General features: G+C 39.5%; 19 protein-coding genes. 10 read left to right on the top strand and 9 right to left on the bottom strand.

Features of this window, described 5'->3' with window-relative positions; translation table 11 throughout:
* The first annotated feature begins 343 nt into the window (after positions 1 to 343).
* Both AKG98_RS06700 and AKG98_RS06695 read left to right on the top strand, forming a co-directional pair.
* The gene (locus AKG98_RS06700; RefSeq protein ID WP_067043195.1) at positions 344 to 1951 is read left to right on the top strand and encodes a cation:proton antiporter; all 1608 of its coding nucleotides are present in this window, start codon (positions 344 to 346) and stop codon (positions 1949 to 1951) included.
* A gap of 65 nt (positions 1952 to 2016) precedes the next feature.
* The gene (locus AKG98_RS06695) at positions 2017 to 2394 is read left to right on the top strand and encodes a thiol-disulfide oxidoreductase DCC family protein (protein ID WP_067043192.1); all 378 of its coding nucleotides are present in this window, start codon (positions 2017 to 2019) and stop codon (positions 2392 to 2394) included.
* A 106-nt stretch (positions 2395 to 2500) separates the two neighbouring features.
* Here the strand turns inward: AKG98_RS06695 and AKG98_RS06690 are convergent, their stop codons facing one another.
* Both AKG98_RS06690 and AKG98_RS06685 read right to left on the bottom strand, forming a co-directional pair.
* Positions 2501 to 3274, bottom strand: a complete 774-nt coding sequence (locus AKG98_RS06690; RefSeq protein ID WP_067043189.1) for a YdcF family protein — start codon at positions 3272 to 3274, stop codon at positions 2501 to 2503.
* Positions 3275 to 3396: 122 nt separating this feature from the next.
* Entirely contained in the window at positions 3397 to 4263 is an 867-nt protein-coding gene (locus tag AKG98_RS06685) for a LysR family transcriptional regulator (protein ID WP_067043185.1), read from the bottom strand.
* Between the two features lie 127 nt (positions 4264 to 4390).
* Between AKG98_RS06685 and AKG98_RS06680 the strand changes: the two genes are divergently transcribed.
* A complete protein-coding gene (locus AKG98_RS06680) occupies positions 4391 to 5323 on the top strand; it encodes a DMT family transporter (protein WP_067043182.1) in 933 nt (310 codons plus the stop codon).
* A gap of 65 nt (positions 5324 to 5388) precedes the next feature.
* Positions 5389 to 5595, top strand: coding sequence for a 2-hydroxymuconate tautomerase family protein (locus tag AKG98_RS06675; protein ID WP_067043179.1), 207 nt, complete (start codon positions 5389 to 5391; stop codon positions 5593 to 5595).
* Between the two features lie 42 nt (positions 5596 to 5637).
* On the opposite strand, the gene AKG98_RS06670 is transcribed toward AKG98_RS06675, so the two are convergent.
* Both AKG98_RS06670 and AKG98_RS06665 read right to left on the bottom strand, forming a co-directional pair.
* On the bottom strand, positions 5638 to 6591 hold the full coding sequence (locus AKG98_RS06670) for a LysR family transcriptional regulator (protein ID WP_067043177.1): 954 nt from the start codon (positions 6589 to 6591) through the stop codon (positions 5638 to 5640).
* 190 nt (positions 6592 to 6781) lie between these two features.
* Positions 6782 to 7735: a LysR family transcriptional regulator gene (locus tag AKG98_RS06665; protein ID WP_067043174.1), complete on the bottom strand. Its 954-nt coding sequence runs from the start codon at positions 7733 to 7735 to the stop codon at positions 6782 to 6784.
* Between the two features lie 162 nt (positions 7736 to 7897).
* On the opposite strand from AKG98_RS06665, the gene AKG98_RS06660 reads away from it, so the two are divergent.
* Positions 7898 to 8272 (top strand): nuclear transport factor 2 family protein, encoded by a 375-nt coding sequence (locus AKG98_RS06660; RefSeq protein WP_067043171.1) that lies wholly within the window; start codon positions 7898 to 7900, stop codon positions 8270 to 8272.
* Positions 8273 to 8367: 95 nt separating this feature from the next.
* Here the strand turns inward: AKG98_RS06660 and AKG98_RS06655 are convergent, their stop codons facing one another.
* Positions 8368 to 8970 carry a 2OG-Fe(II) oxygenase gene (locus tag AKG98_RS06655; RefSeq protein WP_198155448.1) on the bottom strand — a complete coding sequence of 201 codons (603 nt, stop codon included), beginning with the start codon at positions 8968 to 8970 and terminating at the stop codon, positions 8368 to 8370.
* A 227-nt stretch (positions 8971 to 9197) separates the two neighbouring features.
* Here AKG98_RS06655 and AKG98_RS06650 point away from each other — a divergent pair, with 227 nt between their 5' ends.
* Both AKG98_RS06650 and AKG98_RS06645 read left to right on the top strand, forming a co-directional pair.
* Positions 9198 to 9539, top strand: a complete 342-nt coding sequence (locus AKG98_RS06650) for a DUF4144 family protein (protein WP_067043165.1) — start codon at positions 9198 to 9200, stop codon at positions 9537 to 9539.
* A gap of 15 nt (positions 9540 to 9554) precedes the next feature.
* On the top strand, positions 9555 to 10766 hold the full coding sequence (locus tag AKG98_RS06645) for a sodium:proton antiporter (RefSeq protein WP_067043162.1): 1212 nt from the start codon (positions 9555 to 9557) through the stop codon (positions 10764 to 10766).
* A 5-nt stretch (positions 10767 to 10771) separates the two neighbouring features.
* On the opposite strand, the gene AKG98_RS06640 is transcribed toward AKG98_RS06645, so the two are convergent.
* Together AKG98_RS06640 and tpx are read right to left on the bottom strand one after the other, a co-directional pair.
* Entirely contained in the window at positions 10772 to 12301 is a 1530-nt protein-coding gene (locus tag AKG98_RS06640) for a PAS domain-containing methyl-accepting chemotaxis protein (RefSeq protein ID WP_067043160.1), read from the bottom strand.
* A 275-nt stretch (positions 12302 to 12576) separates the two neighbouring features.
* Positions 12577 to 13074, bottom strand: coding sequence for a thiol peroxidase (tpx, locus tag AKG98_RS06635; protein WP_067043157.1), 498 nt, complete (start codon positions 13072 to 13074; stop codon positions 12577 to 12579).
* Positions 13075 to 13602: 528 nt separating this feature from the next.
* Between tpx and AKG98_RS06630 the strand changes: the two genes are divergently transcribed.
* The gene (locus AKG98_RS06630; RefSeq protein WP_067043154.1) at positions 13603 to 15318 is read left to right on the top strand and encodes a hydrogenase maturation protein; all 1716 of its coding nucleotides are present in this window, start codon (positions 13603 to 13605) and stop codon (positions 15316 to 15318) included.
* A gap of 177 nt (positions 15319 to 15495) precedes the next feature.
* Here AKG98_RS06630 and AKG98_RS06625 read toward each other — a convergent pair whose 3' ends face one another.
* The gene (locus AKG98_RS06625; RefSeq protein ID WP_067043151.1) at positions 15496 to 16422 is read right to left on the bottom strand and encodes an acyltransferase; all 927 of its coding nucleotides are present in this window, start codon (positions 16420 to 16422) and stop codon (positions 15496 to 15498) included.
* Positions 16423 to 16821: 399 nt separating this feature from the next.
* On the opposite strand from AKG98_RS06625, the gene AKG98_RS06620 reads away from it, so the two are divergent.
* Together AKG98_RS06620 and AKG98_RS06615 are read left to right on the top strand one after the other, a co-directional pair.
* On the top strand, positions 16822 to 17796 hold the full coding sequence (locus AKG98_RS06620; protein ID WP_067043148.1) for an SPFH domain-containing protein: 975 nt from the start codon (positions 16822 to 16824) through the stop codon (positions 17794 to 17796).
* A gap of 34 nt (positions 17797 to 17830) precedes the next feature.
* Positions 17831 to 18295 (top strand): NfeD family protein, encoded by a 465-nt coding sequence (locus AKG98_RS06615; RefSeq protein ID WP_067043145.1) that lies wholly within the window; start codon positions 17831 to 17833, stop codon positions 18293 to 18295.
* Between the two features lie 525 nt (positions 18296 to 18820).
* On the opposite strand, the gene AKG98_RS06605 is transcribed toward AKG98_RS06615, so the two are convergent.
* Positions 18821 to 19714 carry a LysR family transcriptional regulator gene (locus AKG98_RS06605; RefSeq protein ID WP_067043137.1) on the bottom strand — a complete coding sequence of 298 codons (894 nt, stop codon included), beginning with the start codon at positions 19712 to 19714 and terminating at the stop codon, positions 18821 to 18823.
* Positions 19715 to 19756: the final 42 nt, after the last annotated feature.

Genomic DNA, 19756 nt, shown 5'->3' with positions numbered 1-19756 from the left:
TAAGTCATTTGTGGCGGTAGGTAGTACCGACACGTTAAACGCTTTGTAAGAGGTTTTGGAAGACTAACGCAATTTAATATTGCAATGCTTAAGCCGTTGACGACAAGAATCCCCTTCCTTCCCCGACTTGTCGGGCGCGAAGCGAGGTGGGGGAGCTTCAAGGATTGAATATAGAAATTAGTTATATGTAATATAAAATTAATACCTTAGTAGTATAAAGAGATTGTTCTATTCCATTAATTATCTTAAAATTAGCAAACTAATTTAATGCTTAATAATCCTTACTGTCATCATGTCGAGGGTATAGGTACTTAGCTCATCTCAGCTTATATAGGTCTCGTAAATGGATACTACTCTTTTACTTTTTATTGCCACTGCATTCAGTTTTGGCATGCTTGTTAATCTTACGGGATTACCACCTATGGTTGGTTTTCTATTGGCGGGTTTTGCGCTTAACTTTTATGGTTTTGAAGCGACCGAAGGTTTGCAAACATTTGCAGATCTCGGTGTTACCTTGCTGTTGTTTTCGATTGGTTTAAAGTTAGATATACGTACTTTGTTTAAAGCCGAGGTATGGGGTGGGGCAAGTGTGCATATTTTTGCCAGTATTGCTTTTTATGCCGTTGTTTTATTTATTTTAAAACAAGTTGGTTTAACCTTTTTTACTAACCTCGATACCTTTTCACTGGTGCTTGTCGCCTTTGCATTAAGTTTCTCAAGTACTGTATTTGCAGTTAAAATTCTAGAAGAAAAGAGTGAGACAAACTCGTTATATGGCCGTATCGCGATTGGTATTTTGATCATGCAAGATATCTTTGCCGTGGTATTTTTAACCGTCTCAGTCGGTAAGATCCCGTCGTTGTTTGCTGTTATTTTATTAGCATTACCGTTAATTCGACCACTGTTGTTTAAATTGTTAGACAGAGTCGGCCACGGTGAACTGTTGGTTCTGTACGGCATTTTCCTTTCGCTTGTGCTTGGCGCAGGGTTGTTTGAATCGGTAGGTATGAAAGCTGATTTGGGGGCGTTGATTGCCGGTATGTTATTAGCGGGTCACCCCAGTGCCAAACAGATGGCAAAGTCTTTGTTTAACATGAAAGAAATGCTGCTTGTTTGTTTCTTCCTCAGCATTGGGTTAGGTGGACTCCCGACGGTTGATCACTTGTTCGTTGCAGGTATTTTAGCGGTCTTATTGTTTGGTAAAATAGCCTTATATTTCTTTACGTTGGCGAAATTTAAATTACGTGCTCGTACGTCATTATTTGCGGCATTTTCGTTAGCAAACTACAGTGAGTTTGGTTTGATTGTGGCGGCGTTGGCGACTTATAAAGGCTGGTTATCACAAGACTGGCTGATTATTACTGCACTTGCGGTATCGATCAGTTTTGTTATCGCTTCGTTGCTTAATAAGTATGCTGATGACATCTATAGTCGCTTTACCGATAAGTTAGCGCGTTTTCAGACTACGGATTTACACATTGATGATCGTCCTGTTTCGCTTGGCGACGCCGAAATATTAGTGATGGGTATGGGGCGAATTGGTGCCGGTGCGTATGATGAATTGAAATCTCAATATGGTGATAAGGTATTAGGCCTTGATTATAATAACCAAAAGACCTTAGATCATTGTGAACTTGGTCGACGAGTTATCACCGGTGATGCACTGGACACGGATTTTTGGAATAAGCTGGAAATGACTGACAACATCAAACTGGTGTTATTAGCGATGCCAGATCATCACGGTAATCATTATGCCGCAGAGCAGTTACAAAAGATGGACCGTTGTAGTTTCAAAGTTGCTGCGTTAGCTCATTTTAAGAGTGATGAAGAGGAGCTGAGAGCGCTTGGCGTTAATCCTGTTTATAACATGTATCAAGAAGCGGGTGCGGGTTTCGCTCACCATGTTTGGACTGAGTTACAGCTACCGGTTACTGGATCGCAGACTAAATAAGCATATGTTATGGCTGTTATAACAGGCTATGATTAAGTAGGTGTTATATATAATCGGTGGTGTGTGTGGGTGACAATGGTATTCAACTCACGGTTTATTTTGATGGTGCCTGCCCGCGTTGTGTGAAAGACCGTGATAATTATCTGAAATTGGCAGGTAGTAAAGGGAAACAGGTATATTGGTTTGATATTACTGGCCAAGAGCTGGTATTGCTAGCGCTGGGCATTGATCCGATAAAAGCCTTAACCGAGCTGCATGTTAAAACCAGTGACGGTCGCATCCTTTCTGAACTTGATGCGTATATTGAGCTGATGCTACGGGTGTCGTTACTGCGACCTTTGGCTTACCTTATTGGCCTGCCACTGCTCAAACCTATGCTGGCTCGTTATTATCATTACTTGGTGACTCGCAGGCTTAAACGCACTGGTCGTTGGCCGTACTAAGTTTATCTATTTTAAATACGAAGGTACCTCGCATTATTTAATTTGTTGCGCGTTACCTTCGTTATCACTTTTGTGCTAAGTATCTACGTTAACGTTAGACCATTAACTAGGCGTCACCCGCATTAGTGCGCTTTTGATTTGCGCCAATCATGTTGTAGATATCATATCGCCAAAACCCAATCCATTCGTGTAATGCAAAATCAGTCAGTGCAAAGTTATACCCAAGTGGGATGAATGATATGCTTGCCGACATATAATCCGCTCTGATTGGGGTAGCACGTACACCAAAATGTTCAAAATACAATTGGCTACGTTTGATGTGTAGTCCAGATGAGACTAAAACGCTGTTGTCGAAATCGCCTTTGCGGAGTATTTCACTGGTGAATTGTGCATTCTGCCATGTGTTAAGACTGTTTGGTTCGGTGATAATATCAACGGTATTAATACCAATAGAAACTAAGCGTTCTTTATAAACTGCAGCTTCTGTATCACCCAGTTTTTTGGTATCACCACCGCTTACAATGATTTTACATTGTTGATTACTGTCAATACATTCATTATAAAGTTTTGCCGCTTCGTAGATCCGCCCAAAAGCATGGAAGGGAGGCTCAATACTATCAACATTATTAATATTATCGCCAACTTTTTCTAGGCCTGCTCCCAGTAAGATAATAGCGTTATTTTCCTGCCAATGAATCGGGGCTTTCGCTACATAATCTTGCTGTAATTTATCCAATAAATATTTTGGAACGACCCCTATGCTGATAAGCACTGTAAGCAAAATTGTGCAGCATAATACGACTGACTTGGTGCGATGAAAGTTAAAAAAACGTAATAATAGGCAGATAATGATAAGTAACGATATAAGCAGCAGGCTCATTGATTGTCCTTGTTGAAGTACGAAAAACACAGTATTTCATCGCAGTATAAAGCAATAAAATAATTTTTCATTGTTTAAGTAGCTGGTCGGATGCTTATAAGTAACTGAAAATAATCGTTAAACTAAATATTTGATGTTGCCATTAATATGTTCTTAAATGCCTCCATACTTGATTTTACCGAGTCCTTTCGCCAAATTAAATGAGTCGTTGTAGTACCGATCGCGGTCGGTAAAGGGTGTGTTTTAATACCGTCTTTAAATGGATATACCGTCAATAATTTTTCTGGCACAAAACCAACCCCCATACCCGCTGTTACGCAGTTTAATAACGCAGTATAGGAGTTGATTTCCACAATCTTGGGGTGCAGATCTGCTTGTTTTATCCAGTTGACTAAACGTGTGCGATAGACACATTGGGTTGAGAAACCCAGCAACGTGGGATTATGTCCTAAATCTAATGGTGAGTTAATATCCTCATTACGCAAGCTAGAAACCAGTACTAGGGTCTCGCTAAATACCGGCGTTATTTGCAGCCGTTGATCTTGAGGGGGATCAGACACGAGTGCTAAGTCTAATTGGCCATCAATAATCTGTTCGATGAGTATACCTGTGGGGCTGGTCGTTACTTCTAACTCGACTTCAGTGTAGGTTTGATGAAAATCCATTAATACGTTAGATAGACGTGATGCTGCGACAGCTTCGATACTGCCCAAGCGCAGTCTACCTGATGGTGTCGTATTATTGATTTGTAGTATCGCGGACTCAGCCATGGCGAGAATTTCTTTAGCGTGATTAAAAAATTGTTCACCTGTGGGTGAGGGTCTTAACCGATTTTTTTCTCGAATGAATAGATCGGTATTTAATTCGGCTTCTAACTTTTTGACTCGTGATGTAATGTTTGAAGGTACACGATTTAATGCATGTGCTGCAGGACTTATCCCGCCCATTTCGACTACAGCACAAAAAATAGTAAGGTCAGACAATTCCACTGTTGATATCTCCACGTTACACTGTATTACCTTCTTCAAATGAGAAAGATAGATTCATAATAATTCATTATTAATAACAGTATATTGCTTTTATACTCTAATTCATAAGTTTAGTTAGGAATCGATTATGGATAATTCAACACGCCAAGGTTATTTGGCTGCATTTGGGGCCGTACTTATTTGGTCGGGGTTTATTTTAGTGTCACGTATGGGTGGGATCAGTCCCTTATTGTCCTATGATGTTATCGCCATTCGTTATGCAACCTGTGCAGCTTTGGTACTCCCGATCTGGTGGTTTAAATTTCGGTTCAAGTTATGGCAACCCAAGTTCATTGTTTGTAGCCTGTTTGGTGGTCTAGGATATGCGTTATTTGCCTTTCAAGGATTTGAAACGACTCCCGGTTCACAGTCAGCGGTACTGCTACCGGGTTTGATCCCTGTGATGATTATTGTCTTGTCGGTTGTGGTGAATAAGCAAAAGCACGCTTGGAGTAAGTGGTTTGGTGTTGCGGTGATCACATCGGGCATCGCGGTGCTATTTTTACAAGACTTTTTTGCGCAAGGCACATTATCGATTGGTCATTTAAGTCTGGCGGGTGCTGCGTTTTGTTGGGGCATATTTTCAGTATTACTGAGTCGTTGGCAGATCACGCCATGGCAAGCGACCGCGAGTTTAGCTATTATCACTTGTACTATTTATATGCCGATTTACTTACTTTGGTTACCCAAAAATATCAGTTTAGGAATGTCAGAATTGTGGGGTGATATTTTACTGCAAAGTTTTTATCAAGGTTTTCTCGCGACCATAGTACAGATGCTGTTATATGTTCGCGCTGTGCAGATTATTGGTGCGGCGAACATGGGCACTATGATGGCGATGGTACCGGTTATTGCTGGTGTGAGTGCGTTATTTGTATTTGATGAACCTGTTAAAGTAAGCTTGATCATTGCCATGACAATGGTGAGTATTGGTGTTTGGTTTGCTAATACTCAGTTTTTTGTTAATAAAAAGTACTTTGCTAATAAAAAATTAACTCATTCCACGAGTGATCACGCATAAATTAAGTCTGTTATTTCAAGGTTAGATTATGGAATTCTGGCCGTTATTACCAAAGGAGTTGTTAAATGCCGTATATCAATATTAAAATCACCGATGAGCAAGTCACGAAAGAGCAAAAAGCACAGTTAATTGTAGGTGCGACACAATTGCTGGTGGACGTATTGGGGAAAAACCCGAAAACGACCGTAGTGGTGATTGACGAAGTAAATACCGATAACTGGGGCATCGGTGGCGAGGTGGTGACGGCACTGCGCCAAAAATCTCAACCTTAGCGGTCTGCTATTGGCTATTAACAGCTAATAGCCAATAGCCAGTTATATGAGTCTCTTGGCTATAGCCTCTATTGCCATCGTTACGCCAATGGGTACCGCCGCTTGATAAGAATGCAGTGCATACACATTTACTTTATCGAGCTGATAATGAGGTAATAGTTCAGCTAACGTATCTGTGTGTTTAGCAAATATAAAGTCTGGAATAATACCAACACCAAATCCTTGTTCTAACATGATAACGCAGGTGGGTAGGGTGTTGGCTTTATGGGTGGTTTTGAAACTCAGTTCACAGCGCTGCTTATTGGTTGCTGTAGATTTACGGTGTTTAAGGTTATTTCTCTTAAGACTCAAGTTGTGATTAATCGACTTTTCTTGCCAATGATTCGCGACGTACTTTATCCGAGTGAGTGAGAGCATTGTTGTTTCAGGCTCAATGTTATCTTCAACTTTTAATACGTTTATATCGGTTTGATGAGCACTAATGGTTTGGAGTGAGCCACAAAGTACATCTCTAAAATCACCAATCCGTTTTTGCTTGAGGTTACTTATATTCGATTCTCCAACACGTATCGCAATATCAATGCCTTCTTGCATTAAATCTAGCTGACGATCATGGCTAATTAATTCTAACTCCACATCTGGATGTGCACTAAATACATCGTGTAATGCGGGTAAGACTAGGTGTTCCATTAAAGCATGCGGTGCTGTTATCTTAATTAATCCTTGAGGAGAAATTTGTAATTGTTGAGCGTCTTGCCATGCTTCTTCTGCAAGCTCGTGCATTGTGCAGCATTGTTGGTAAAAATGTTCACCAGCCGAAGTCAGGCTTTGTTTACGCGTTGTGCGCTTAAGCAAGGTCACCGCAAGCTCGGTTTCAAGGTTCTTAAGATGTTGACTGACAACTGATTTCGAAACGTTCAGCTTCTCTGCTGCTTTGGTTATCGAACCAAGCTTTACGACATACATAAATACCGTCATTTTCTTAAGTTTGCTCATCGTGGTTATCGCCTATATGTAAGATGATGCTCATCGTATCTTGATCGTTGTTTTGTGCTTAACCTAGCTGGGTCATCGTTACATCAAAAAAACAGAGGTTAATATCCTTTAATTCAATGTGTTAGTAAATAGAAATAGCATCAAAAAAACATCAAAAAATCATCATGAAAATCACAACTTTAGTTGTCCATTATGCTAGCCTTTTGGCGATAGCTTCTATTGCCATCGTTACGCCAATGGGAACAGCCGCTTGATAAGAGTGCAGCGCATACACATTTACTTTATCGAGTTGATAATTGGGTAATAGCTCGGCTAACGCATCTGTGTGTTTAGCAAATATAAAATCTGGAATAATACCAACCCCAAATCCTTGTTCTAACATTGTTACGCAAGTAGGTAGGGTATTGGCTTTATGATTGGCTTTAAAGGTAAGTTCGCAGCGCTGTTTATTGGCTTCTGTAGATTTACGGTGTTTAAGGTTACTTTTCTTAAGACTAAAATGATGAAGAATCGATTTTTCTTGCCAGTGATTCGCGACGTACTTTATCCGAATGAGCGAGAGGGTTGTTGTTTCAGACTCAATGTTATCTTCAAGTTTTAATGCGTCTATATCGGTTTGATGAGCATTAATGGTTTGCACGGAACCACAGAGTACATCTCTAAAATCGCCAATCCGCTTTTGCTTGAGGTTGCTTATTTTTGATTCGCCCACACGTATCGCAATGTCGATGCCTTCTTGCATGAGATCCAACTGGCCATCATGGCTAATTAATTCTAACTCGACATTTGGATAAGCATTAAATACGTCATGTAATGCGGGTAAGACCAGGTGGTCCATTAAAGCATGCGGTGCTGTTATCTTGATTAATCCTTGCGGGGAGACTTGTAATTGCTGGGCGTCTTGCCACGCTTGTTCTGCCAGTTCATGCATAGTGCAACATTGTTGATAGAAATGTTCACCTGCAGGCGTGAGGCTTTGTTTACGTGTTGTACGCTTAAGCAAGGTGACCGCAAGCTCAGCTTCAAGCTGTTTCAAATGTTGGCTGACAACGGATTTAGATACGTCGAGTTTTTCTGCCGCTTTGGTTATAGAGCCAAGTTTTACGACATACATAAATACTGTCATTTTCTTCAATTTACTCATGGTTTTATATACCTGTTATCGGCTAGCTGTGCTGTGGATTTAAGATTGTTCTATTTATCTTAACAGTGTTTTCTTATTAGTCTGTTTTTGTTTGGTAATGATAAGACTAAAGTAACAGCCATACACTTTATATAACAACCTGACACTCATAGGAGCAAGACGATGACACAAGATCAAATTTTATTAGCATGTAAAAATGGTATCACAGCATGGCAGAAAGCCTTTAATAATCAAGATGCAGCGGGTTGTGCAGCGCAATATGAAGAGGGTACAGTTATGCATGCTCGTCCGTTTGGTACGTTTACTGGGCGTGAAGAAATCCAAACATTTTGGCAAGGTATCATGGACCAAGGTTTTAATACTGTTGATTATACTGATGTTGAATGGGTAGTAATGAATGATGATAGCTATGTATTAACAGCAAAATGGACAATGAATAAAGCGTTTGGTGCGGTACATCACGAGCAATGGCGTATTCAAGCTGATGGCAGTGCGTTATTAGCAGCAGATGACTTTGAAGTACAAGGCGAACGTTAAGCGATCTTGTTTAGCAGAACTAGGCCTTGTTTATGAACAGTTAGTTTTGTAGATACAAAGGACGAGGGATAGCAATATCACTCGTCCTTTTGTTTTTATGACGTTGGATCTATCGTGCCAGCAATTGAATTGTTCATTCTAAACCAACCGGCAATTGAATAGCGTGCTGATTCAGCGGCAAGTACTTCATGTGGGAAACGCTCACTTTCAAATACCACCAAGGTACCAGATTTTGGTGCAACGCGTGCGATCACATCATTTGAATCTTGTGCATAGATGAGTAATTCACCACCGGCATCGGGGGTGTTCAGGTAACAGACCGTTGTAAATACACGGTTTGATTTACCTTTAAATGCATCGAGGTGTTTTTTATAAAAATCACCAATTTCATATTTCGCGTAATGACATTCATAATCAAATAAACCTAAGAAAAAGTTACGATTAACTTCCAGCCTAAGGTCGCCCATTAGCGCCATAAAATCAGCTTGGGCAGGACTGTTACCCGTTAACCACAAGGTTTTATCTTTACGTATTTGTGCGTTTAATTGTGAGTCTTGCTGACGACCAATACCTGCAGCTTTAAATTCAGGTTGGTTTTCAAGGCAATCAGTCTGTAACGCTTCAATAATGCCTTCTGGAAATGCATCTTCGATGACAGCATAACCATGCTCATGGATATTATCTAAGATGGTATCCATGGTGGCACGAAAGTTATTTTTTAATGTTATTTGTTCTGTTTCCACAATCGTCAGTTATGTGAGGTGATGATGGCAGTATTATACTCAGTTTTATGGACATAAATATGATAAAAGATAACAATCGTCTCGCTAACACGAGTGTAAAACTTAAGTAATTGAATTTGATAACTGAAATGCGAATAACAAGCTGCTACAGTGGGCTAATAGTTAATGATAGGAGTACTCAAATGGTAAAGTGGCCTGCAGTGATCAAATATTACGGTGAAGATGAACTTATTTATGTTGAGTCGTTAACTGAGTGGAAAAATGATCCTGATTTATGCCAGCCTAATTATGAATCAGAAGATCGATTAATCGATGCGAGTGGTGCTTTATTTTCACTTCCTTTCGCCTCATCCCCCTCTGATACAGGCATGTTTGTTTCTTTGGACTCTCGAATATTAGTACCTGAATTTGTCGAATTGATTCGTAAGCATGCGGTGATTGAAAATTATTGCTGCTCTGCAAAGCTAAATGCCAAAACGTATCAGCAAGTGATCGCAATGGTCAAAGAAATCAATTCACTTTAGTTCGGAGTTTTAGTCATGGATGAACATGTCGTTATTTTGATTATTGCCTTAATCGTGTTGTTCTATGGTTTTATATCCAAAAAGCTCGCCCAATTTGATATATCAGGCCCTATGGTATTCACTGTATTGGGGCTTATCTGCTCGCCGTTTGGTTTAGGCATTACAGCTGTTGAAGTGGATGCCGAATTTGTCACTGTGCTGGTGGAAATCGCGTTAGTACTGGTGTTGTTTAGTGATGCGGCATTGTTAGACCTGAAATTACTGCGACGTTCATGGCATATACCTGCACGATTACTCTTTATTGGCCTACCTTTGACAATTATCGCAGGCACTGCTGTAGCGGTATGGTTGTTCCCAGACCAACCGATTATTTATATGGTCCTATTGGCGTTACTGCTTACACCTACGGACGCCGCCTTAGGTAAAGCGGTCGTGTCAGACCTCAAAGTCCCCAACATGATCCGATCGAGTATCAATGTTGAAAGTGGCTTAAATGACGGCATTGTTTTTCCCATTGTATTAACCGTGGTCGCATTGATAACCAGTGGGCTAACCAAAGCTAATGACTATAGCTGGATTTGGTATGTAGCCGAACAAATCGTCTTTGGTATGTTGGTCGGCGGTATAGTTGGTTATCTTGGTGCTAAATTATTGAATAAAGCAATCGAACATAACTGGATTGAAGAAAGCTATCAAAACCTGATTCCCATCGCCCTTGCTATTCTCGGATTTTATCTTGCCGAAGCATTATTAGGTAATGGTTTTATTGCTGCTTTTTTTGCGGGTTTATATATTGGCAATACCAGTAAACAAGCGCGAGCACATATTGAAGAGTTTGCAGAAAGCGAAGGGGAGTTATTTATTCTTATTAGCTTCTTTTTGTTTGGTTTAGCGTTTGTACCATTAACATTACATGATATTAGCGTGAACGTGGTTATCTATGCATTATTGAGCCTGACTGTATTACGTATGTTGCCTGTGATGATTTCATTAATCGGTACAAATTTGGACTTTGCAAGCCGTGTGTTTATTGCTTGGTTTGGACCGCGTGGAATTGCTTCTATTTTATATGTGTTGATTGTGGCGCATAACGTCGGTGATATTGGTGGTTTTGATATTGTTTACGCTGTTGTGACGCTTACTATCCTCATGAGCATTTTTGCTCACGGCTTTACCGCACAGCCTTTTTCAAATCTATACGGTAAAAGCCATCGAGATAGACCTTAATCAGCTTAAAAGGTTAATCCCAACGCCGCCAGTGATTTAGAGTTATTGTTAATATCGGCTGCTTCACGTTCAACTAACTCTGTTTGTTGTAGGTTGTGTTGTGAAGCATCACTGATATTGACGATATTTCGACTGATTTCTTGTGACACCATATTTTGTTCTTCTGAGGCTGTGGATATTTGTATTGCCAGGTCTGAAATATCCGTGATAGCCCCATAGACATTCTGCATCATTGTCTGTGTACGTTTAGATTCATTGACACACAACTCGGCAGACTCTTTACCTTGTTGCATCGTTATTGACCACTGTTCAAGCGTTTGTTGAATTTCGTTAATTGAGGTTTGGATCTGCTCAGTGGCATTATGGCTCCGTGTTGATAGTGCTCTGACCTCATCGGCAACAACAGAGAAACCACGGCCATGTTCACCAGCGCGTGCAGCCTCAATTGCTGCATTTAATGCAAGCAGATTTGTTTGGTCGGCAATACCTCGAATTTCTAACATGATAGTGCTAATCTTTTTGGCTTCTTCTGAGAGCATACTGGCTGATGTCGCTGACTCTGCGACATCAATGGCGAGTTTACCGACTTGGGTCATAGTATCTGACATCGCTTGCGTTGCACTTTCACAGTCATTATGAGCAATTTGCACTTTTTGCGATGTTAATAAGGTATTTTGAGATACTTCTGCAATTGTAGAGGACATTTCAGTGACAGCTGTTGCGACCTGATGTAACTCAAGCGTTTCTTGTTCAACGCCTTCTTTCGCTCTTTGGGCTGCAGCGGTGAGGTTATCTGCCCCCGTTCCAAGTGAGCGACTACTATCAACAACACGACCTAAAATAGTTTGGATCTTACCTTTTTCCATTTTTAATTGGAAATCGACAATACCTTGAGGCTTTAATCCAGAGAATACATAACGAGAAACACTGTCATAATTTTGCTTTAAGGTAGCAAAATAGCGAGGAACGGTGATCAATTCATTATGGAAAATAATAAAAGGCAGCAGTGGTAATAATACACTGAGGTAAGGCATATCTTGACTAGCGAACACGATCAATGCACTGATAATAAAGAAAGACAAGGGTTTTAAGAGCGGACGCTGATACCACTGAAATAAACTTTTGCCGTTATTAATTTTGTTGTAAGCCTGTTCAGCGGTAAGCTTATCTTTGTGCGCTAATTTTCTACGTACAGACTGATAACCCACTAATTTACCTTGTTCGTGAATGGGTGTTATAAAGGCATCAACCCAATAATAGCGACCATCTTTACAGCGGTTTTTCACTGCGCCACGCCACGGTTTTCCCGCTTGTAAATTTGTCCAAAGATCTTTAAATGCAGCGGCGGGCATATCAGGATGACGCACGACATTGTGGTTTTTACCGACTAATTCATCGAGTTCAAAACCCGCAATATGACAGAAGGTGGGATTGGCATAAGTAATGATACCTCGGGTATCAGTGGTAGAAACTAATTCATCTTGTACATCGAATGATACTTCTTCATTCATGACTTGAGCGTTTCTTTTGTTCATTACTTATTTATCCTTAACTTATGATTAAAACGCATCTTATTTACGTCTTCCTATTTGTAGGTATGATACCTTAAATTTATGAATTGTAGGGGGTAAGACGTTAAATTAATGTAAATTTACTAAGTTTACTTAACTTTTTCTTATTCGAGATTAGCGCTTAGAAGTATTGATAATGAGGTTTTTGCTAAAGGTTTATAGTCTGATCTGATGGGGGGAGGACAGAATAAGCATTGGGCACATTATGAATTGCTCAATGCGATCTTAACTTATGCTACTTATAGTGCTGCTAGCGCTGCTGCATAGTTCGGTTCATCAGTAATTTCACTGACTAATTCACTGTGTACAACAAGGCCTTCTTTATTTAAACAAACAACTGCACGACTCGCTAAACCAGCTAATGCGCCTTCGTTTAAATTAACGCCATAATCTTCTGTAAATGTTGGTGCGCGGAAGAAAGAAGCAGTTTTAACACCTTTAATGCCTTCTGCTTCGCAAAAACGACCTGTTGCAAAGGGTAGGTCTGCAGAAATACAGAGTACGACGGTATTTTCTTTACTTGCAGCTTCAACATTAAATGTACGTACACTTGTCGCACATACCGGCGTATCGATACTAGGGAAGATATTTAAGATAACGTTCTTACCCGCAAAATCTTGTAGCGTAATGTCTGCTAGATCTGCACCACATAATGTGAAGTTCGGTGCTTGTGTTCCTTTTTCAGCAAATGTACCAGAAAGACTCACTGGATTACCTTGAAATGTAACTGTAGACATAATTTTCCTTTAATACTTTTGAAGTAGATTAGAGTTTTATAACATAGTTGAAACAAAAGTTAAGCTATAAACTGACTGGTTGTACCAAAGTGTCATGGAGTGTAAGGATAGTAATGGAAGTGTTGTTAAATATAGGTGTTTAATTTTCTTTAATATTTATAGTGAGAGTGAAATTTAGGTGTTAAGCAGTAGTTGTAATATTGTTATGCTTTTGATATCTAAGTGTTAAGTGTCTTGTTGGGTCGTAAATAGAGAGCTTTGAGCACCGGAATACACCCCCTTATTTAACCTTAAATTTAGTGCGGTAATACGATAAAACGTTGGCAATAAATTAAAGCTATCTCACAAAATAAATGGTTAGAGGCAAGTGTTGTTGCTAAATGAAATAAAATGTTTAGTGTGTACCTCGTAAGTGGTATCTGCGGTTTAATTCCAAGCAGATTAATTAGCTTTAGAAGATGCTCTACAGAAGCTTCTTACAGCAAAAAATCATAATTCATCAGCATAATATGCAGCTAGAGGAGTACCATGCGCATTCTATTGTTAGTCACAGCATTTAACGGTCTTTCGCAACGGGTCCAGCAACATTTAAGTTATAAAGGTCACCAGATCAATGTTAATTTCGCAGTAAACGAATTAGAACTACGGAATACACTCGCACAGTTTCAACCAGAATTAATTTTGTGTCCATTTCTGAAAGAGCGCATTCCTGAAGATATATGGCGTGATTATTTATCCATTATTATTCACCCTGGTATTAAAGGGGACCGAGGTCCTTCATCGCTTGATTGGGCTATCATCGAAGGGCAGGCTAAATGGGGTGTTACTGCTTTACAGGCAGATTCTGAAATGGATGCTGGTGATATCTGGGTCACGGATAACTTTACTATGCGGAAAGGAAGCAAAGCGAGTTTGTATCGAAAAGAGGTATCAAATACAGCTATAAAGTTAGTTGATCAATTAATTACCTGTTTAGAGCAAGATAACTTTCAACCTGAAGCTTTGAATTATTCAAATGATGATGTAAGAGGTGAGCTTAAGCCTTTAATGCGTCAGCCATTACGGACTATTGATTGGCTAAATGATACGACAGAACAAGTCCTTGCTAAAATTAATGCAGCCGATAGTTTTCCAGGCGTATTGGACGAGTTTAATCATAACAAAGTGTATCTGTTTGGCGTACATATAGAAGCTGAAATGCGAAAGCCCTTTAATGCTAAACCTAAGCAAATAATTGGTAAACGTCGAGGAGCCATTTTAGTTGCTACTAAAGATGGTTTGATTTGGATCAGCCATCTTAAGCAGCAAAAAAATCAACAGCAAAGTTATTTTAAGCTTCCTGCTACAGAGGTGTTAGGCCCAACACTCGTTGAAATTGATGAACTAGCGTTGCCAATATTAGCGGATCATAAATTGAAAACGTTTAAAGAAATTAGTTATTCGGAAAGGAATAATGTTGGTTACTTATATTTTAATTTCCATAATGGCGCGATGAGTACGCTTCAGTGCCAATCTCTTATTGAGGCTTATCATGAGGTTTGTCAGCGCGATATAAATGCTATCGTTTTAATGGGAGGTGATGAATTTTGGAGTAACGGCATCCATCTCAATACTATTGAAGCAGCAGAAAATAGTGCGCAAGAGTCTTGGCTAAATATCAATGCGATTAATGATTTTGTTAAATCTGTACTAGAAACCAAAGACAAGTTAACGATTGCCGCACTTGGTAATAATGCTGGCGCTGGAGGTGTAATGCTCGCATTAGCCTGTGATTATGTCTTTGCCCGTGAAGGTATTATACTTAACCCTCATTATAAATCTATGGGTCTTTACGGTTCAGAATATTGGACATATAGCCTGCCTAAACGTGTTGGGGAAAAGCAAGCTCAGCTGTTAACACAGCAATGTTTACCCTTGGGAGCCAAACAAGCACTTAATATTGGACTTGTGGATTCGGTTTTTACTAACGATGATTTAGATTTTACCCTGCAGCTAAGTCAGAACTGTAGTGAACTTGCTAATAGCGCTCAATTTGGAAGTTTAATTGCTAACAAACGTGCCGTGCGCGAACAACATGAAGCTGAAAAACCATTGGCAAGCTACCGTGATGAAGAATTAGCTGAAATGAAAAAGTGTTTCTATATTCAAGATAGTCAATATCACCGTTTAAGGCATGACTTTGTCTATAAAATTTGTCCAACAGAAACCCCTAAGCATTTAAAATTGGCAAATAAATGTTATTAAATGACAGTTAAGCTGACTGATAACGAGAAAAATAGCCCGTTGGTTCGTTATGATATCAATACAAAATCTTTCAGGCTATTTTATCGTACTAGTCATTCCAATTAAGCCGCCGCTATATATCTAATAATAAAATAGAGCGGCTTAGGATGGATTCAGTCTAGAGAATATAGAGCAGAATTAATTGGTTGAATTGATTTCTACGGTTTTATTTTCATCTGTTATTGTAGAGTCACTTTGCGCCATTGTTTCTAGAATGGCGTCTTTTTCTATCCAAAGTTGATTCAAGTGTTGCTGAAAACCAATTTTAAATGCTCGGTCTTTTTGATAGTCGCCGCGCATCTTGGCATCAATTTCAGATACGCTAATATGTACATGTACGTCTTTTACTTCACCACATATATATTGCCAAAATGTGGGTGTTTGTTCTGGGTAATAAATTGCAACATCAACCACTTTATGAATATGATCACCTAATGCAGACAGTGCAAACGCTAATCCACCTGCTTTTGGTTTTAGCAGGTGCTTGAATGGTGATTTTTGCTTGTTATGTTTTTCGGAGGTTAAACGTGTACCTTCAACAAAATTCATCACACTGACAGGGGTTGATTTGAATTTAGCGCAAGCTTTGCGTGTTATTTCGATATCTTTACCGCGTAACTTCGGGTTTTTCTTTAGTTGAGCAGTGCTATAACGACGCATAAACGGGAAGTCTAGCGCCCACCAAGCCATGCCTAAGAAAGGAACAAAGATAAGTTCTTTCTTTAAGAAAAATTTTAAGAAGGGGATCTTTTTATTTAATACACGCTGCAAGATCAGGATATCAACCCAAGATTGATGGTTCGCAATGACCATATACCATTCTTTTTCAGATAGTTCGACATCAGCATTGTGCAGATGAATTTTTACTGGATGAATTAGGCGTTCTATCACCCCGTTAACCTTGATCCAATTACTTGCAAAGCAAACTAGCAATGAAGAACAAAGAGTCTGTAGTACTTTAATTGGCAGTAATTTGATTGGGCTTAAAATAATGATGGGGGTCGCCCAAAACAATAAATTTATAACCCAAAAGATAAAAGCTAAACAGCCTCGTATAAATGACATCACATTCCCTACACAGTAAATACATACTTTCAAATAAGTGCTTATATTACTGCCCGAAGCGTCAGGTCTCAATATATAAATGTTCGTTTACGCTCAAAACAGCCTTATTTCACTAAACATCGGAGGAGTTAAGGCTGGAATTAACGAATGCGAGTGTTCTTGCTCTTATTTCCGATGCTAATTATGGATGTAATATCTAAATATAGATATAAAATTAGACTTTAGTTGTCATTTATAAGGATTTTTACTATTGGAACGCCTTACAATAAGGTATTGTTTGTTTAAATAAATAATACTGAGACGTGTGTATTTAACGCTGTATTTCAATACTGGCATTCGTTTCGCTCAATAATGATTTAATGGTTGCAAAGCAACATCAAATACTAAGGATACAAATTTATGGAAACTGCAATTGACATACTATTAACACCCTGGCTTTGGATCTCTGTTGTGGTTATATACGCAATTCAAAGAGGCATACTCTTTGTTCCGCAAAATAGAGGTTATGTTATTTATACGTTTGGGCGCTATAGCGGCACATTACAAGCGGGTCTTAACTTTATCGTTCCATTTGTGCAAAAGGTTGCTGCAGATCGTAACTTAAAAGAACAATCATTAGACATATCGTCACAACTCGCTATCACCAAAGACAATATTTCATTAGAAATTGATGGCATCTTGTTTATGAAAGTGATTGATGCGTCTGCTGCAACGAATAATATTACCGACTATAAATTAGCGGTTATTCAGTTAGCGACAACTACAATGCGTAATGCAATTGGCTCGATGGAACTCGATCAATGTTTCCAAAATCGAGATAAGATTAATGCGAGTATTTTGGCCGCGATGACGGATGCGACCCAACCTTGGGGTGTTCAGGTTACACGTTATGAGATTAAAGACATTACGCCACCTACCTCAATCAAAGAAGACATGGAAAAACAGATGACTGCAGAGCGTGAAAAACGTTCCGTGATCCTGACTGCGGAAGGTGTTAAAACCGCGGCGATTACCAAAGCTGAAGGTTTGAAACAAGCCCGGGTTCTCGATGCAGAAGCCGCAAAAGCAGAACTGGTATTAGCAGCAGAAGCGAGTAAAGAGTCACAAATTTTGGAAGCAACAGGTAAAGCAGAAGCAATTAGATTGGTCGCTAATGCCGATTCTGCCGCGTTAAGTGTGGTTGGTGCTGCAGCAATAACCAGTGAAGGGCAGCAAGCTGTACGTTTAACGCTTGCCCAAGATGCGATTGCGGCGCACAAAGCCATTGCCGCGGAAGGTTCTGTCATATTAACAGACGGTAAAACCAGCGAGAATATAGGTAATACGGTCGCGCAAGCGATTGCTATATCTAGCGCATTAAAATTATCGGAATAACACGCTTGGGTAACCATTGAATGGAGTTTACGAAATGGATTCATTAATCGATTACTTACAAAATAATCACGATCAATTACTTTATGTTATTGGGGCGATTGCGTTAGTCGTTGAACTGGGTGTGATTGGTTTAAGTGGTCCGCTGTTATTTTTCAGTCTTGGTTGCCTCGCGACTGGCTTATTAGTTAACTTGAGCGTGATTGCAGGATGGGAACTTGAAGTTCTATCTGTGGGACTATTAACGGCGACTAGTACGCTGCTTTTATGGAAACCGCTTAAGCACTTTCAAGGCGATAAATTCGTACCAGACACCAGTAGTGATATGATCGGTCAAATGGTACCTGTAAGTGAACCTGTCACTATCAATGGTGGTAAAGTTCGCCATTCTGGTATTAATTGGAATGCACGTTTAAGTGAGTCTGCGGCAGTTGAAATCAGAGAGGTAGGTCTACGAGTTAAAATCGTCGCAGTGGATGGCACTATTTTAATTATTGAGTAGTCATTAAGCAGACTAAGCAAGACATAATTTAGACATTAAATTACTAGATTAAGTAAACTAATCTATATGATATATAGCCCTTATCGCATGTTTTTTATAAATAATGTGAGAGGGCTTTTTTATAGAAAAAATTCTGTGATAAAGCTATTTTTTACCTATAGTTGAGTATGTATACTCAGAGTTGCAATATTCGGTAATAGAACTTAGGTGGTAATAGCTATGAAAGGAATACACAGAAAAGAATTTGTCCATATCATTTATACATTAATCAGTAATCACGAATATATATTTGGTGCTGTTAGTATAAGAGAGGACTGTGGTTATTTAATTTGTATCAGAGATTATGTTACCCAAAATATAATGTTCATGGCTGATACTCGTTTTAGAAGTCGTTCAGACGCTCTTTATGATTTCGGACTCATGTGGGACGATGCATTAGCTAAAGTACACAATGACAGTTCACCGTTGGTAATATCGAGATAGCTGAGAACGCCTTAATAATAGGATAAATGCTCCATAGATTTATCAGCTATCAAGCTCATCGGAGCAGATGAGGTGTTCAATACATAATTTATAAAATGCTTGTGCTTGGGGCGAAATTGTATGATCTGCAAGTCTAAAAATACCAATTTGGCGCTCTAAAGGCGGATCGATGAGTGGTAGCCACACCAAATCGGTTTCATTGTTGGGAAATGCGAATTTAGGCAGTGTGGTTATGCCAATGCCGAGTTTTAATACTGAAAATAAAGAGGTTATATTCTCTACTGAATAAAGCGCCTTATCAATGAGAACCCGTGCTGCTGTGGGTTCGAGCAGGGTACAAGTACCATTGTGGATAAAGGGTTGATCAAGTAATTCGCGCCATTCAATACCGTTAGTGTGTTTTGTTATCGGGTTATCTTTTAAACAGACAACGCCAATCGGATCCGCAATCAGTGGTGTAAAGTCCACAGCCTCCATTTCCAAGTTTGCACAGTTACCCAATGCTAAATCAACCTCTCCAGAAAGTAACCTTGCTTCGACACCAGCGGCATTATCATCAATTAAACTGACCTCAACATTGGGGTATTCCTTACAAAATCGCCCCAGCACGTTAGGGATTAGCTTTGCTGCCACTGATGGTACGCTGGCAATACGAACTCGTCCCTGTTGGCCTGCTGCCGCAGCGCGTAGATCGTTATTTAATGTCTTGTAAATATGCAGAAATTGCGTGATTTTTGGTAAGCAAATTTGACCAAAAGGCGTGAGAGTTGATTTATTACCTTTTTCAAAAAGTGGTTGTTCTAAAGTACGTTCAAGTTCTTTGATTGAGGTCGACAGCGCAGCCTGAGAACGGTTCGCCCGATTCGATGCCGCGCGAAATCCACCTTCTTCGACGACTAAAACAAAATGTCTCAATTGTTGTATTTTAATATCCATATCTTTAATGCCCTATAAACATATTAGTGATCACACTTTTGC

Source organism: Moritella sp. JT01 (assembly GCF_001574435.1).
Taxonomy (GTDB): Bacteria; Pseudomonadota; Gammaproteobacteria; order Enterobacterales; family Moritellaceae; genus Moritella.
The sequence above is the reverse complement of the archived record's forward strand: the minus strand, read 5'-3'. Positions and strand labels throughout refer to the sequence as shown.

Excerpts from the sequence above, each read along its gene's own strand:
- AKG98_RS06640 (WP_067043160.1), bottom strand. The coding sequence starts at position 12,301 with ATGAACAAAAGAAACGCTCAAGTCATGAATGAAGAAGTATCATTCGAT.
- AKG98_RS06615 (WP_067043145.1), top strand. The coding sequence starts at position 17,831 with ATGGATTCATTAATCGATTACTTACAAAATAATCACGATCAATTACTT.
- AKG98_RS06650 (WP_067043165.1), top strand. The coding sequence starts at position 9,198 with ATGGTAAAGTGGCCTGCAGTGATCAAATATTACGGTGAAGATGAACTT.
- tpx (WP_067043157.1), bottom strand. The coding sequence starts at position 13,074 with ATGTCTACAGTTACATTTCAAGGTAATCCAGTGAGTCTTTCTGGTACA.
- AKG98_RS06605 (WP_067043137.1), bottom strand. The coding sequence starts at position 19,714 with ATGGATATTAAAATACAACAATTGAGACATTTTGTTTTAGTCGTCGAA.
- AKG98_RS06620 (WP_067043148.1), top strand. The coding sequence starts at position 16,822 with ATGGAAACTGCAATTGACATACTATTAACACCCTGGCTTTGGATCTCT.
- AKG98_RS06690 (WP_067043189.1), bottom strand. The coding sequence starts at position 3,274 with ATGAGCCTGCTGCTTATATCGTTACTTATCATTATCTGCCTATTATTA.
- AKG98_RS06655 (WP_198155448.1), bottom strand. The coding sequence starts at position 8,970 with ATGGATACCATCTTAGATAATATCCATGAGCATGGTTATGCTGTCATC.
- AKG98_RS06670 (WP_067043177.1), bottom strand. The coding sequence starts at position 6,591 with ATGAGCAAACTTAAGAAAATGACGGTATTTATGTATGTCGTAAAGCTT.
- AKG98_RS06660 (WP_067043171.1), top strand. The coding sequence starts at position 7,898 with ATGACACAAGATCAAATTTTATTAGCATGTAAAAATGGTATCACAGCA.
- AKG98_RS06645 (WP_067043162.1), top strand. The coding sequence starts at position 9,555 with ATGGATGAACATGTCGTTATTTTGATTATTGCCTTAATCGTGTTGTTC.
- AKG98_RS06700 (WP_067043195.1), top strand. The coding sequence starts at position 344 with ATGGATACTACTCTTTTACTTTTTATTGCCACTGCATTCAGTTTTGGC.
- AKG98_RS06630 (WP_067043154.1), top strand. The coding sequence starts at position 13,603 with ATGCGCATTCTATTGTTAGTCACAGCATTTAACGGTCTTTCGCAACGG.
- AKG98_RS06665 (WP_067043174.1), bottom strand. The coding sequence starts at position 7,735 with ATGAGTAAATTGAAGAAAATGACAGTATTTATGTATGTCGTAAAACTT.
- AKG98_RS06625 (WP_067043151.1), bottom strand. The coding sequence starts at position 16,422 with ATGTCATTTATACGAGGCTGTTTAGCTTTTATCTTTTGGGTTATAAAT.
- AKG98_RS06675 (WP_067043179.1), top strand. The coding sequence starts at position 5,389 with ATGCCGTATATCAATATTAAAATCACCGATGAGCAAGTCACGAAAGAG.
- AKG98_RS06680 (WP_067043182.1), top strand. The coding sequence starts at position 4,391 with ATGGATAATTCAACACGCCAAGGTTATTTGGCTGCATTTGGGGCCGTA.